The sequence below is a fragment of the Mobiluncus holmesii ATCC 35242 genome, from assembly GCF_000185445.1.
GTDB lineage: Bacteria > Actinomycetota > Actinomycetes > Actinomycetales > Actinomycetaceae > Mobiluncus > Mobiluncus curtisii.
Genome location: NZ_GL622346.1, coordinates 79829 through 94194, shown reverse-complemented (window position 1 = coordinate 94194; position 14366 = coordinate 79829). Strand labels below are relative to the sequence as shown.

Here is a 14366-nt window from a genome sequence, read left to right as displayed (position 1 = left end):
ATATGTTTAGAACATGAGTAGTCGCTGGGAAGATGATTTACAGTTAGCCCTGATTATGGCAGACCAGGTAGACGCCCTGACCACCAAGCGTTTCTTGGCTCCTGATTTGAAAGTCAGCGATAAACCGGATTTAACGCCGGTAACGGATGCGGATCAAGCTGCCGAAAAGCTCATCCGCAAGCATCTGTCGCATTCCCGGAGTCGGGACGCCGTCGTCGGTGAGGAAGAAGGCAGCACGGGGTTGGCATCCCGCAAATGGGTCATCGACCCGATTGACGGCACCTCGAATTTTCTGCGCGGAGTTCCGGTGTGGGCGACGCTAATTGGGCTGATGGAAGACGGCAAAATGGTGATGGGAGTGGTCAGCGCGCCCGCCCTAGGTTTTAGATGGTGGGCAGCAGCGGGCAGTGGAGCGTGGACCGGTCGGTCACGCACCTCCGCGCGTCAACTGCGAGTTTCGCGGATTTCTAACCTAAACCAGGCTTCTTTTTCCTACTCTCTCATTGGGGAATGGGCTGAGGCGCATCGTTTACGTGGCTTCATGAATCTCTCCCAACAGGTATGGCGGACTCGAGCCTACGGTGATTTTTGGTCTTATATGCTGCTGGCAGAAGGTGCCGTGGATGTCGCGGCGGAACCAGACTTGAATCTGTGGGATATGGGAGCTCTCTATCCCATCGTGACCGAAGCTGGCGGTAAATTCACGTCCCTCACCGGCGAGGATGGCGTGAATGGACCGGGGGCAGTAGTCACCAACGGACGTTTACATTCCCAAGTTTTACAGTATATTGGCTCAGAAACAGACTAACTGGCGAGGTCTTTACAACTCTTAAATTTTCGCTTGCGGGGTTACTCTTAAGCTGGAGTCATGAAGTTTATACATACCTCTGATTGGCATCTCGGTCGGGACTTTATGAACTATGACCTGGCCCCCTACCAGGACGACTTCCTGGGACAGATTCTGGCGCAAATTGCAGCCCACCGTCCCGATGCGGTGCTGATTTCTGGCGATGTATTGGACAAGCCAAATCCAGGAGACGCCGATTTGGACAAGCTATCGGACTTCCTGAATCAAGCCCGGAGAATGACTCGAGTCATTCTCATCGCGGGTAATCACGATGGAGCTTCCCGGCTCGGTTTTGCCAAGGGATTCACTCTGCCGGAAGTCAATATCGTGACGAAAGCTGCCCAGGTCGGTACCGCCATCGAAATTCCGCGACCTGATGGTGAACTCGGCGCACTGGTCTATCCCATCCCCTACCTGTATCCGTACCAGGATCGCACGGAACTATCCACGTGGGTCGATACTGACGGGGTTCGTCATCTCGATGACGCGTTAGACCCACCCCCCAGCGAGGACGACCCAGATCCGGTGTTTCCGGGGAAACCGGAGGCACTTTTTGCGGCAGCGTTGCGCCGTATCGCACGTGACTTACACCGGAGAGACACAGACGTCCCGGTTCTCGCGATGGCTCATGACTTCCTGTCACCGGTGAGGGAAATGGAACCGTTAGGGAATCTCTCTCCCATTCCGGTTTCCCTACTGGACGATCTCGCCGGTGGTCTGAAAGGAGGTCGGGGCATTGACTATCTAGCCCTGGGGCACATTCATCAGGCATTTCAGTTGTCAGGCACCAACGTTGCGGCGTGGTATGCGGGTTCTCCCCTCCCGTATCGAGTCAGTGAGCACAACGTGAAAGGCACCCTTTTGGTCCAGATTGACCCGAATCATCAGGTCGAGGTCCAGCGGTTAGCCTTGGAACTACCCTATGAAGTAAAACAATTGGAAGGCAGCATCGAGGATCTCACGAACCCGGCAGACCCCCGCTACCAACGCTGGCATCACGCCTTTTGCAGCATTAACCTGACCGAAACCATCTTGCCACCTAACGCCTACAACCGACTCAAAGCAGTTTTCCCTCGGATGCTGACCCTCACCCATCGCCAGGATTCTCTCCCGGAGACATTGTCATCTGGCACGGAATTCCGGGAGCTTTCCGAGCTAGAAATCGCCACGGAGTTCCTGCGTACCTGCGGCATCGATACGGAGGAAGACCTCGCCTTACTGAGAAAACTATTTGAAAACACTTTTGAGGGGAGCGCGAAATGAAATTCCACAGACTTACTCTCGAAGGGGTAGGAAGTTTTTATGAGCGCACCACCCTGGATCTGGACACACTGGCGGAATCGGGACTGTTCTTAATTACAGGCAAAACCGGTTCGGGAAAGTCCACCATCCTGGATGGGATTGTCTACGCTCTGTATGGGGATGTAGCCGGCGAGAGGGAATCCACGACGGATCGCATCCTCTCCTACTACTGGGATAAGGACTACCCCCCCGAGGTCGTGCTGGTGTTCTCCGCCCATGACAAGTTTTATGAGCTGCAACGCACGGTGACATTTACGAAGCCAGGTCGAAAGACTCCCGTTCCATCCATAGCCCAGCTGAAAGTGTCAGATACCTCGGTTTTCACCAAAGTTACCGAGCCTATAGCGACCGGCAAAGACGTAACGAAGATGGTAGTGGAAATCCTCGGTTTAGAGAAATCACATTTTCTCCAGACGGTCATACTTCCCCAAGGTCAGATTCAACAGTTCCTGACCGCCGGAGCGGGGCAGCGGCATGAGGTTTTATCCAATCTTTTCGGGGCGTCAAACTTTATCGCTCTAGAAAAAGCCGCTAAGGAACGCGCTTCTCAAGGGAAGGAAACCACCGCAGAGTACACCAGGCGTCTCGACGAACTTCTCACTACCGCGTACGCAGATCTCTCCAATATCGAAATTGCGGGCGAAAACGAAACCGCCTGGCACGACACTCTGGAAGAATTTGCGGCAGCAAAAGACGCAGCAGCACAATCGATTTCCGCCCTGGATCGAGCCGGGCAGCCCCTCTTTGCTAGCGCCACAAAAATTTTGTGTTCTGAGACCGCTCAGAGTAAAGACGCCGCTGAACAAGCTCAGGAGCATTACCTTGCGGCACAGACGGAACTTACGAAAGCGGAAACTGAGCAGCGTGTCATCCTGGAGGCGCGACAGATGGCAGACAAACTCAGCCAGCTCACTGCAAAGACCACCGAAATTGAACAGCTGGATCAACGCAACCAGAAAGCTCTGCACGCTAACGCCGTCATAGACGCCGATGATGCAGCGCAGGAACCTTATCAATCGGCTCGTCACCAACGCGCCAACATTCTGGACACTTTGGCACAGCTGGTAGACAATGATACAGATCTAGCCAGATTTAGAGACCGAGTATCCGCACTTTCGGACACAGATTTACAAAACTGGCTGGAAGACGCGGACTTCAGCCCCCATTTGGCTGACTTGCGTGATGAGATTAGCGCGGAGGTTAACGCCAGCCAAAAGAAACTAGAAACCATAAAAGCCAATCTCAGCCTGCAGCGTGAGAAGACCACCGCTGCCCACAGCAAAGAATCGAAGTTAGAGTCTCTGCATAATCAAATGCATCAGCTGGCTGACAACGCTAAAACTACCAAAGCGACGTTGGACCAAAAACGCCAGAGTTTGAGAGAACAGAAATCGCTCGCAGACGGGTTGGTCAGCCGGCAGACAGAACTCGCAAACGTCCAGGAACTCCACGAATGGGCAAAATCGGCTGAAAAGTTAACCACGGAACTCAAAGCTGCCCAGGAAAACGTAGCTTCTCTACAAGCACATTACGACCAGGCACAAGAAAACGCCGCATCAGTGTTACGAAAATGGTCCAGTACTGCGGCATCTCGCTTAGCCGCACGCTTGAAAGACGGGGAATCTTGTCCGGTCTGCGGTTCCCGAAATCACCCGCATCCCGCAGCCGAAACGACGAATCAGACGACTTTTCAAGACTATGAAGCAGCTGTCAGAGACGCCAAAGAAGCCCAAGACCGCCTGACTCACGGGAACGAAACAAAGACCGAGATTAACACCAAATTGCAGACAGCTACGGATCAGCTCCAAGGTCGGGACGTAGAGTCCCTCGCTGCTGACCTAGCTGTGGCAACGCAGGCTCTAGCCGCAGCTACCGCAGCGAGCGAGCAAGTACCCCAGTTGGAGGAGACAATCGCCGCACTGGAAGAATCACGAGAACGCAATCAAACCGAACGTGAAATTCTCATTCAGCAAGAAGCCGGATTAAGCACGGAGATTAAAAATCTTCACGCGGATATTCAGGAGCTTGCTGACAAAATTCAAGCGGAATTGGCAGCTTTTAATCCAGATTCTGACCCGAAAGACTTGTTAGAGACGAACCAGCTCAGTCTGGACACGGTCAAACAGCTCTCCAAGTTTTATGATTCCTGGCTAGCAATTCGCCAAGAATGGATTATCTCCCACGCCGCGCTGTGCAAATCTTTGACCGATCACGGTTTCGAGTCAGTAGCCGAGGCACAGACCTACGCCAAGTCTCGCCAACAACTTGAGACTGACCAAGAAACAGTCACTTCTCACCACAAAGCAGTCGCTGATTTGCGCGCGAAACTGGATACCGATGCGTATCGAGACAAAGCTGCCGCCACTATTCCCGACCTGGAGAGCCTGCGGGCTGCCGTCGCTACCGGTGAACAGGAGTATCGCTCCCTCACCCAAAGAACAGCAGCTATGGACAGATCTCACGAGAATTTGTGCAGACTACAGGAAAAGTACGCACAAACTAAACAGGAATGGGACACAAAAGTCTCAGAGATTGCCGGATATGAACGCTTATCGCAAGTGCTCAATGGGGATAATGCAAAGAAAACTACTTTAAGCGCTTACTACTTGAGTAAACGGCTGGGACAGGTGATTTTCGTAGCTAACCAGTTGATTTCTGACGTTTCCGGAGGATACTACCAAATCCGACACAACGACCAGTATGAAGCGGATCGCAACCAGAAATATCACGGACTGGGCATTGAGATGTACAACGGCGCTGAAGACCAGGTAGTCCCGCCAAAATCTCTGTCCGGTGGAGAAAAATTTTATTGTTCACTCGCTATCGCCATGGCTCTCTCCGAGGTCGTCCAAAGGGAAAGGGGCGGCATCACCCTGGAAAATATTTTCATTGATGAAGGTTTCGGATCTCTGGACAACGACACTCGAGAGGCGGTCATGTCCGCGCTGCATCATCTGCAGCAAGACGGGGGACGCTGCGTGGGAATCATCTCGCATGTCAGCGAACTGCAGGGGGAAATTCCCCTCCAGGTGCAAGTGCGAAACTACCAGAGCGGAAATACCACAGAGCTAAAACCGGGCGGGACCCGCAAGATTGGCTCCTACCTCCAAATCAACGGTTTGGATACGTTTTAGCTCAAACCCAGGAATTCACGCAGAATCTCAAGCTCGGAACCATCGAACCACAGTAATTCTGGAAACTCCAGTTCTGGGGAGGGCTCTCCCGCCTCGGTCGCGCCCTCTGCCTGCCCTGCGCGCAGTTGTACCAGTTTCGCTACTTCTGCGATAGCCGCCGGTTCATCTACATGATAAGACACCACTTCAGAATACTGAACCGGTCGAGTCAAGATATATGATCCACCGCATTTCGAGGGGCAGGATTGCAGGTCAGTACCGGCGACCTCCGCCACGGCTACTACCCGGAGGGGACGGGGACTGTCGACTTGCGCATCCAAAGATTTCAACGCCGCGGCGTGTAAAGCCTCATCCTCCGCCACTTCCCGATCCTCCCCACGCAACTCACCGGGGGCAGGAAAACCGGCAGCCACGCACCACGCCTCATCCACAACGGTGACCGGCGAGCCTTCCCAAGTTTTGCCCTGCAGACATGCCGGGCTAAGCGCGATGTAGGCACGAATGTTTTTCAGTTGTTGGGGCACGCTACTCATTTTTTATATTCTTTCTGTTCACCGCGTTTAAACTTCCACAGTTTGTTTTCCCCCGGTCTGTTTCGTCTCGAACCGCGTCGGGGCAGCAAACCAAGTTGTTTAAAGATTTCGTTTTGCACCCTTTCTAAGTCTTCCAGTACCCCAGCACGCGGATTTACTGTCATCACGTCACAAGCAGCTATCAGAGCACGGTCAAAATCTTCTCCAGCTTCCCGCACCACTGCCACCGGTAGGTTCGGAACTGAAGCTGCTACCACGTTAACTATGGAATTGCGCCAGTTTGCTCCGCCTACGGAGGCCCGTCCGCGATTCACTACTGCCAAGGTAGGGCAGTTCCACAGTTCCTGTTCACGAGCCCAATTGTGATTAACCAGCAGCCGGCGAATGCCCACCGGATCAGCCAGACCGACCTCCACCACCAGGTCAGCAACGTCAAGAGCTCCCAGGGTAGCCCCGTAACGGGTTGGTCCCATTGCTGCCAGCAAATCTGACTGGTCGTCGGTCCCGCTCGCCAAATCCACCAGAATCCAGCGATAGTTAATCCGAGCCATCTCTAAAAGTGCTGACAACGCGTGCTGTCCAACTTCACGCCAACGTTCCGCTTTGGTCAACCCGGTTAACAAGTCAACCCCGAAACCCACGCGATTCACCAGCTGTGGAAAGCTTTCGGGCTTTAGCTTTCCTTGTTCCGCTAAACGACATCCAGTCACCACCCCAGAGGTGTCCAAGGCTATCCCCAGCATCTGCACCAGGGACGACTCCACGGTATCGGCATCGACCAGTAGTACTCGACCATAGTTACGTAAACGCGAAGCAATATTCAAAGCCAATGTAGACTTTCCGGGCGCCCCCACCGGACCCCAAAAAGCGATTATTTGCCCTATTGAGCCTGCCATTTCCGCATTATCGTTGCTGAATTCCTCACGCGGATTGGGAGGTGGCGGAGGCATCAGAGTAGACATCATCTGGCTCAGCAGACGTGCCGCCTCGCTCTGTTCAAGTTCTTCCACCCGCGGATCCGCTTTAGCTAAAACTGAAATCCCTCCGCAGCTGTTCAACTGATCCACGTCTTCCAGCGGGGCAAAGGCAATAACCGCAACGTTTTCAGCGGTGAGTTCCTGGACGGTGGCTCCTTCCAGTTCCAGCATCTCGGTATCCACCGCTACCAGTTGTACCAAATGCGCCTTGGCTATCGATAGCAGCTCCGTGGCATCCCGGCAACGCCGGATGACTTGCAGGGGCAGAGAATCTGATTCAATGGTGCGGATGATGTCCGCTTCCAAATCCGGATGCAGGCAGGTCGCTACCCCAATAAAACTCATGATGCCACCGGTATCGCCATCAAGGGGGTTTTCGTACCGACAGCAGCGAGGATAGGTGACAAATCTTCCTCCGGTACGCTTATTTCCACATTCATTTGGTTTTTCGAACCGAGAGCTGTTTCTGACTTCTTCTCAGCCAGAAACACGGCTTTATCTGCTAATTTTTGAGCATTTTCCAGCGGGGCATCCGACTCGAAGGCGCTGGCAGATTTTTCATCCGGGAGTTGCCAGATTTCGAGGTAATCACCCTTCTTTACGCTGCTTGGCAGGGGTGCGGCGAGATTGAGAACAATCCGTTTGCGGAAGGGCTCAGTTTGACTCAGCGATGCTTTGGGAATCAGTTGCCCTCCGGCAATAGTTTGGACGACCACGCTGCCTTCTTGTATCTCGCCTTCGCGCAGGTACTGCCCCGCTGCTCTACCTGGATTAGCGGAAATAACCTCAATATCACCAGACTGCACGGTATGCCCCGCAACGAGGGTTGTTTTTGCCACCAGGTAACCCTCCAAGTGGCTGGCCACACGCACTGTCATAATGACCAGGATTACAGCTAGTATCATCAGGGCTACCCCCAGTACGGTACGCCGATTCAAGTATTGAGATTTACTTGATATTTCCGAACCGATGGGCATACGAGACCTCCCTGAAATCTCCTCATAGGCTTTATACCATTAAAATATAGAAGCATAGGACTGGTTTTGTTGTGGTTTTATGGCATTTGATATACCATGAGTACATGGGATATAATTTTTTCACTATTGCTGACGTTGCTGACATGTTAAAGGTTTCTCAGGGCGCAGTACGCAACCTCATAAATAACGGGGAACTCAAAGCAATCCAGATTGGCGGGCGCGGTCTCTGGCGCATCGAGGAGTCTGCAATGGAGGAATACATTAAGGGACAATATGCCCAAAGCGAGGAAAAAATTGCTTCCGGCGCAGCCTTGGTGGAGTAACCCCCTTTTCATCGTAGCCCGCGCGTTTAACCAGTTCTCAGGCTATACACGCGGGCTAAAAATTTATTTTCAGCAGCATCCCTCAACGGGGGCAGGAAACATAGAGCAACGCTGCGAGAGCAATAGCCTCACGGCGTCCGTGATCGACAATATCCACGAAATCCGCACCAACCCGTTCGATATACCCCTTCAAAGTTTGGTTTCGGGTGGTGAATTGGATTTCGCGGCGGGTAGCAGCAAACTCCCGCAGCTTCACCGTGCCGGGGATTCTCGATTCCACCAAAGTCGGCCATTGCGGCGCAGGTCCCAAGCCAGAAACAACCTCGATAGCCCGCTGCCAAATGAATATATCCATGCGTAACAAACGTAAAATCAGCCAATTTGCAGCAGCTTCGGCAACTTTTCCACGCAGCGATTCCCCATTGATGAGCTGAATCTCTACCGCAGCGTCCACACTAGCTAGTAAACGACCGGAGAGCGTCACCTCCGTAGCGTCTGCCGCCGCTAACTCAGTCGCTTCAACTTGGCGCTGTGCCCGCAGTTTCGCCGCAAAATCAGCTGCAAGGTCATCCAGAAATTCGTCGTGCTCCACGCTCCCCAGTCTAGCTCACCCACTTTGGCTACAACAGCAAAGCGCACTACACAGTATCAGAAATGCAGCAAAACCACCCTAAAGCGTCAGATATTGACAAACTAACAAACAGCACCCTATGATAATGAATCAAACATCACTAAACATACGATAACCAAACTGAAACCAGTACAAAAAGGAAAAACTATGAAAACCGCACTTCTTGAACCTAACATGACGGAAACTAACACCACTCCCCCAGAGACTCTCCCTCCCGACGATGCCACACCCCAGACCGGGCTCTCCAGGGTCCACCCTTCTGACGTCCCCACCCCGCCAACTGACACCAGTGTCACCGTAAATCTGCTGCTGGAAACTGAACGGGGATTCCAACAGGAGGTCAAGCGCCAGGGACCTGCCGCAGATGACCTGCAGCGCACCGCCACGACGGCGACAAACCCACGCCCCCAACCGGTGCTGGGACCTGCCTGGAAACGCCGTCAGGTCGCCAAATCATCCGTACGGAGTTTAGTCCGGGCGACTTACGCCCAAAGAGGTCAGACAGCGCAAATTTTGACGACGTATCACCAATCGGACGCAACCGAACACCCTGGTACCGTTCCGGCTCGCGAGCTCCCCACAAAATCCGTCCGGAAATCTCCAGTTGAGGACGTCCAACATTCTCCGCGCGTCTGGGCTGCGCAGATGGCTCGATGCGGCCTGGAAATCATCGAGGGCACCCGCCCGTTATCCCAAATGACTCGCTGGGCATCGCCGCAGGCGTATCGTTACCTCGAACAGCGACGCAACGCTATTGTCTCTAAACAAAAGCCACAGCCCGGACTGACCGGAAAAACACGCCGAGTTTCACCAGTCCGAGTGCTCAGTGCTCACAGCCGGGCGACCTCCGCCACGACTCACGAGGCAGTTATCGTGCTCAATGATGGACAGCGAACTCGCGCCGCCGCGCTAACCTTAGAAAATCATGGCGAACAGTGGATGATTGCCGCGATTCGCCTGGGCTAACTAAAGTGGCTCAGCCCCGCCGTTTTGCTGCACGACGCTGCGCCCGGTTACCCTGCGGGGCTTCTTCCGCAGAGCCATCGCTGGAGTATGAAATCTGAGTATTCATCGCCTGGTGACCGGTATCTCCCATCACCGTGCGATTAGCTGATACCGATTTCAGACCGGCTCTGCGCCCGGATTTTTTAAAGTTACGGGCTTTCTTTTTTGCCGCGCTCTTAGAGATAGGCGCATCATTATCCGGCGTGGCTTCTTCCGTTGCCTCCGCGGGACTTTCGTCGCTCTCATCAGCTTCCTGTGCTGCAGTTTCAGCGCGCTGCATGGCGTCAACAAAAGCCTTGACGTACCCGAACACGTTCTGGACGGTTTCTTCCTTAATGCGTCCCGTCATCGCGCTGAACATGAGGTAACCCTCGGTCTTATATTCCACCAAGGGGTTGCGCTGCCCCATCGCCCGCAGACCGATACCTTCTTTCAGATAATCCATTTCGTACAGGTGCTCGCGCCAGAGCCGGTCGACCACCGAAAGCAAGACCCGACGCTCCAGTTCTTTCATAGGTTCATCACCCAACTGTGCCTGTGCGATGGGATTTTCTGCCAAAGACTTAGCGGCTAGCTCATATTGCAGCTTGGCATCGTCAACCAGCTGTTCCGTAATGAAATCAGTGGTCAGAGCGGATTTACCGCCCACGGCGTTTTCCAAGTCTTCCACCGAAAGTGACACTGGATACAGATTCTTTAGCCCTGCCCACAGGGTCTTCAAATCCCAATCGCTGACGTCAGGAAGGTCCGTGGCCTGCGCAACCGCATCGGCAATCGTACCCTCGATAAAGGAGTCAACCGTAGCCGAGAGGTCCTCCCCGCGCAGCACTCGTCCCCGCTCTCCATAGATGGTCTCGCGCTGCTCAGTCATCACATCGTCATACTTCAAAACGTTCTTGCGGATTTCCGCATTGCGTCCCTCCACCTGGGTTTGCGCTGAACGAATCGCGCCGGAAACCATCTTAAACTCCAGCGGAATATCTTCGGGCAGTCCCGAACGCATCATGTTGCCCAGCCAGCCCTGGTTAGCAAAACGCATCAATTCGTCTTCCATCGACAGATAGAAACGGGAACGACCGGGGTCACCTTGACGCCCCGCACGACCGCGCAGCTGGTTGTCGATACGGCGTGATTCATGGCGTTCCGTACCCAAGACATAAAGCCCACCCAGTTCCACGACTTCGTCGTGTTCCTGAGCCACCTTGGCTTTAGCTTCTTGCAGAGCCTGGGGCCAAGCAGCTTCGTATTCCTCAGAGTTTTCTTCCGGATCCAAACCACGATCTTTCAAAGTTTGTACCGCCAGGAACTCGGCGTTACCGCCCAGCATAATATCGGTACCGCGCCCAGCCATGTTGGTCGCGACCGTAACCTGACCTTTCCGCCCCGCCATCGCTACGACCGCAGCTTCACGTTCGTGCTGTTTTGCATTGAGGACCTGGTGCGGAATCTTCCGCTGGTTCAGCAGGTGAGAGAGGTATTCAGATTTCTCTACCGAGGTGGTACCGACCAGTACGGGCTGACCGCGGTGATAGTTTTCTTCGATGTCCTCGACGACCGCGTTAAATTTCGCTTCGGCAGTTTTATACACCAGGTCGTCTTTGTCCTCACGAATCATGGGTTTGTGCGTGGGGATGGGCACCACACCCATCTTGTAAACGTCATTAAATTCAGCAGCCTCAGTCTCAGCGGTACCGGTCATGCCGGCACGAGAGCCTTTCGGATAGAGACGCACGTAGTTTTGCAGGGTAATCGTGGCTAAGGTCTGGTTTTCTGCCTTAATCTCCACGCCTTCTTTGGCTTCAATCGCCTGGTGCATCCCTTCGTTGTAGCGCCTTCCCGGCAGAACACGCCCGGTGTGCTCATCGACGATTAGCACTTCACCTTCCGGGGTCACGATGTAGTCTTTGTCCAGTTTGAACAGTTCTTTAGCTTTGATAGCGTTATTCAAAAATCCAATCAGGGGTGTGTTGGCAACTTCGTAAAGGTTGTCGATACCCAGATAGTCCTCGACTTTGTCAATGCCCGGTTCCAGGACCCCCACGGTACGTTTCTTTTGATCCACCTCGTAATCCTCGCCGGGGTGCAAATCCTGGACAATCTTGGCGAAATCCGTGTACCAGTGGTTGACGTCACCCTGCGCCGGACCGGAAATAATCAGAGGGGTACGGGCTTCGTCAATCAGGATGGAGTCCACCTCGTCGACGATGATGTAGTTGTGTTCCCGCTGCACCAAGTCTTCCACTCGCTGCGCCATATTGTCTCGCAGGTAGTCGAAACCGAACTCGTTGTTGGTGCCGTAGGTGATGTCGCAGTTGTACTGTTTCCGGCGTTCTTCCGGATCCATCTGAGCCATGATGATACCGGTGCTCAGCCCCAAGTAACGGTACACACGTCCCATCAGCTCACCCTGGTAAGACGCCAGGTAGTCGTTCACCGTGACGACGTGGACACCTTTGCCGCTCAATGCCCGCAGGTAGCACGGCAGCGTAGCTACCAAGGTCTTGCCTTCACCAGTTTTCATTTCGGCAATATTGCCCCAGTGTAAGGCTGCCCCGCCCATAATCTGTTCGCGGAAGTGACGCAGTCCGAGTACCCGATCGGAGGCTTCCCGAACCGTGGCGAAGGCTTCAATCATGATGTCATCGAGTTTCTCGCCCTCTTCGAGACGTTGTTTGAACTCGTCGGTCTTCGCTTTCAGTTCACTCTCGCTCAACTCGCGGTATTCGTCTTCAAGCCGATCCACCGCGTCAGCTACTTTCACCAGTTTTTTGAGGACTTTACCTTCACCGATGCGCATGAACTTATCAAGTAAGGACACGTTTTGCCTTCCTTTTCAGGTCTATGGGATGGCCTTAGGGGGCTATCCATTGAGGTCAACAGCCTTTTATCCACGTTTGCCAGGAACTTGACCTGAACGCGATGACTCAGCCGTGACCATTTTAGTTGAAAGCGCCTATCTTCGCGAAAGCGACGATAAAACTCCGGTTCCCGATGGCAGACACCGTGACCAATCGGAAATTAAATAAAGACGGGTCCTGGGACAGCGCCCCAGGACCCAGTCTTAACTTAGTCGTTTTGCGTGCAGGTCGCGTTCAAGCGAATCACGCCATAAGTCCAACCTTTTCGATGGTAAACCACTGCCGGCTGCGCAGTCTCCGAATCTATAAACAGGTAGAACGGGTGACCCACCAATTCCATCTCGTCCAGGGCTTCTTCGACGCTCATAGCCCGGCTCTCATGCAGCTTTTCGCGCACGATGACAGGGGAATCACCCAACTGTTCCTCACGTGATTCACCGAGTTTCAAGGGCGGTTTCGCGGCAGGAGCCTCGCTTGCCTCCGGAATCTGCACATCCAGTTCTACATCCGGCGGAATCTCATACTTACGGTGATCCTTGGCACGATCCCGAGCCCGGCGCAAACGTTCAAACAGTTTTCCGGCAGCGATATCCACGGCAGCGTAGCGGTCTGACGAAGATGCCTCCGCTCGCACCACCGGCCCTTTGCCCAGAACAGTAAGTTCGATGCGTTCGGCAGTATCAGCTTGTCGCGGATTTTTTTCATGCGTCAGTTCCACATCGACACGCTGCGTGCGGGGCGCTAGCTGCTCCACCTTTGCTATTTTTTCTTCGATGTATTCCCGAAAGTTCGGGTGAATTTCAGCATTACGCGCTTTCACGGTGATTTCCATGATGGCCTCCTTAGGGCTATGAATTTTGAGTTCCAACTATCAGTTGCTGGGACGGAGTGTTCGGTTCTCACCTCTTTCTAACGCAGGCACACTCCAGTGTGTCACCTGCGATTTTTGCATGTACTTTTATTTTAGAACACACTGCAAGGACCTGCAGGATTTCCACTTATTTTTCAAAATTCTGCGTACCTGATACGGGCGTTTCGCGGCGCGATGAAGCGAAAACTAGCCCCGCAAGGACGGTAGCGTCTAAACCGGACAAAACCCTAATCATTTCCCTCAACGTCGCTCCGGTGGCACTGACATCATCGATAATCAGCAGGTCCTTACCGGCAAGTTCACGTTTCGCCACTACCGTGCTGCCCCGAACCTGCATTTTGCCGTGCCGATTCAAGTTACGAGCCTCCCACCCCAGACCGGCTTGAGTTGTGGAGCCCGTCGCCAGTTCCAGGATCTCTAGCACGGATGCCTGACGGCACAGCCCCGCGGCGACCAATCCGCGCGCCGCACCTTGGGCAAAGGCTGCGGCAACTTCAGACGGGTCTTGCGGATGGGTGGAAGGCGCCGGAACGACGAACATTTCCCCTCGGATTGTACCGCCTGTTCCAAATTTGCCCGTATCGAGCAAGTTCTCCGACCTCAGCCCCTGCACCGCCGACTGACCCGCCGCCTTGAAATACGCGCGCAAATCCCGCCGTTTGTCGTGCTTACCGGTCAAAACTACCCGCCGCATCGGACCGTCATATTTTGCGATGGCAAATACTGGAACATCCGTTACATTATCGTCGTCCTCGCTGATTTGCAGGGGGAAAGGGCATCCCAGCATCTGCGCCAGACAGGTGTCGCAGATTTCTTCATCCCAAGCCCCGCAGCCCACACATTCCGTAGGCAGCAATACCTTTCCCAGCTCTCCTGCAGCGTCCCAGATACCCGAAAAGTCCACCATA

General features: G+C 53.8%; 12 protein-coding genes. 5 read left to right on the top strand and 7 right to left on the bottom strand.

The window, feature by feature from the left end; all coding sequences use genetic code 11:
- Positions 1-13 precede the first annotated feature (13 nt).
- Genes HMPREF0576_RS00405 through HMPREF0576_RS00395 form a run of 3 tightly spaced genes read left to right on the top strand, consistent with a single transcriptional unit; the run spans position 14 to position 5283 of the window.
- The gene (locus tag HMPREF0576_RS00405) at positions 14-808 is read left to right on the top strand and encodes an inositol monophosphatase family protein (protein WP_004008400.1); all 795 of its coding nucleotides are present in this window, start codon (positions 14-16) and stop codon (positions 806-808) included.
- A gap of 60 nt (positions 809-868) precedes the next feature.
- Entirely contained in the window at positions 869-2110 is a 1242-nt protein-coding gene (locus HMPREF0576_RS00400; RefSeq protein WP_004008401.1) for an exonuclease SbcCD subunit D, read from the top strand.
- Entirely contained in the window at positions 2107-5283 is a 3177-nt protein-coding gene (locus HMPREF0576_RS00395; protein ID WP_004010287.1) for an AAA family ATPase, read from the top strand. Before HMPREF0576_RS00400 ends, HMPREF0576_RS00395 begins: the two co-directional genes overlap by 4 nt.
- Here the strand turns inward: HMPREF0576_RS00395 and HMPREF0576_RS00390 are convergent.
- From HMPREF0576_RS00390 to HMPREF0576_RS00380, 3 genes are read right to left on the bottom strand one after another with little or no spacing between them, the layout of a single operon-like run.
- Positions 5280-5816: a DUF6912 family protein gene (locus HMPREF0576_RS00390; RefSeq protein ID WP_004008403.1), complete on the bottom strand. Its 537-nt coding sequence runs from the start codon at positions 5814-5816 to the stop codon at positions 5280-5282. The two genes, HMPREF0576_RS00395 and HMPREF0576_RS00390, sit on opposite strands and share 4 nt — an antisense overlap.
- Positions 5813-7138: a CpaE/TadZ family protein gene (locus HMPREF0576_RS00385; protein ID WP_004008404.1), complete on the bottom strand. Its 1326-nt coding sequence runs from the start codon at positions 7136-7138 to the stop codon at positions 5813-5815. Before HMPREF0576_RS00385 ends, HMPREF0576_RS00390 begins: the two co-directional genes overlap by 4 nt.
- The gene (locus tag HMPREF0576_RS00380) at positions 7135-7770 is read right to left on the bottom strand and encodes an SAF domain-containing protein (RefSeq protein WP_004010286.1); all 636 of its coding nucleotides are present in this window, start codon (positions 7768-7770) and stop codon (positions 7135-7137) included. Before HMPREF0576_RS00380 ends, HMPREF0576_RS00385 begins: the two co-directional genes overlap by 4 nt.
- A 104-nt stretch (positions 7771-7874) precedes the next feature.
- Here HMPREF0576_RS00380 and HMPREF0576_RS00375 point away from each other — a divergent pair, with 104 nt between their 5' ends.
- Positions 7875-8093, top strand: coding sequence for a helix-turn-helix domain-containing protein (locus HMPREF0576_RS00375; protein ID WP_004008406.1), 219 nt, complete (start codon positions 7875-7877; stop codon positions 8091-8093).
- Between the two features lie 82 nt (positions 8094-8175).
- Here the strand turns inward: HMPREF0576_RS00375 and HMPREF0576_RS00370 are convergent, their stop codons facing one another.
- The gene (locus HMPREF0576_RS00370; RefSeq protein ID WP_004010285.1) at positions 8176-8685 is read right to left on the bottom strand and encodes a hypothetical protein; all 510 of its coding nucleotides are present in this window, start codon (positions 8683-8685) and stop codon (positions 8176-8178) included.
- Positions 8686-8871: 186 nt separating this feature from the next.
- Here HMPREF0576_RS00370 and HMPREF0576_RS00365 point away from each other — a divergent pair, with 186 nt between their 5' ends.
- Complete coding sequence (locus tag HMPREF0576_RS00365; RefSeq protein WP_004010284.1) at positions 8872-9690, top strand: Rv3235 family protein; 819 nt, start codon at positions 8872-8874, stop codon at positions 9688-9690.
- 10 nt (positions 9691-9700) lie between these two features.
- Here the strand turns inward: HMPREF0576_RS00365 and secA are convergent, their stop codons facing one another.
- The 3 genes from secA to HMPREF0576_RS00350 all read right to left on the bottom strand — a co-directional run bounded on the left by secA (position 9701) and on the right by HMPREF0576_RS00350 (position 14365).
- Complete coding sequence (gene secA / locus HMPREF0576_RS00360) at positions 9701-12547, bottom strand: preprotein translocase subunit SecA (protein ID WP_004010283.1); 2847 nt, start codon at positions 12545-12547, stop codon at positions 9701-9703.
- Positions 12548-12795: 248 nt separating this feature from the next.
- Complete coding sequence (hpf, locus tag HMPREF0576_RS00355) at positions 12796-13419, bottom strand: ribosome hibernation-promoting factor, HPF/YfiA family (RefSeq protein ID WP_036324077.1); 624 nt, start codon at positions 13417-13419, stop codon at positions 12796-12798.
- Between the two features lie 166 nt (positions 13420-13585).
- Positions 13586-14365 (bottom strand): ComF family protein, encoded by a 780-nt coding sequence (locus tag HMPREF0576_RS00350; RefSeq protein ID WP_004010282.1) that lies wholly within the window; start codon positions 14363-14365, stop codon positions 13586-13588.
- Between the last annotated feature and the right edge of the window lies 1 nt (position 14366).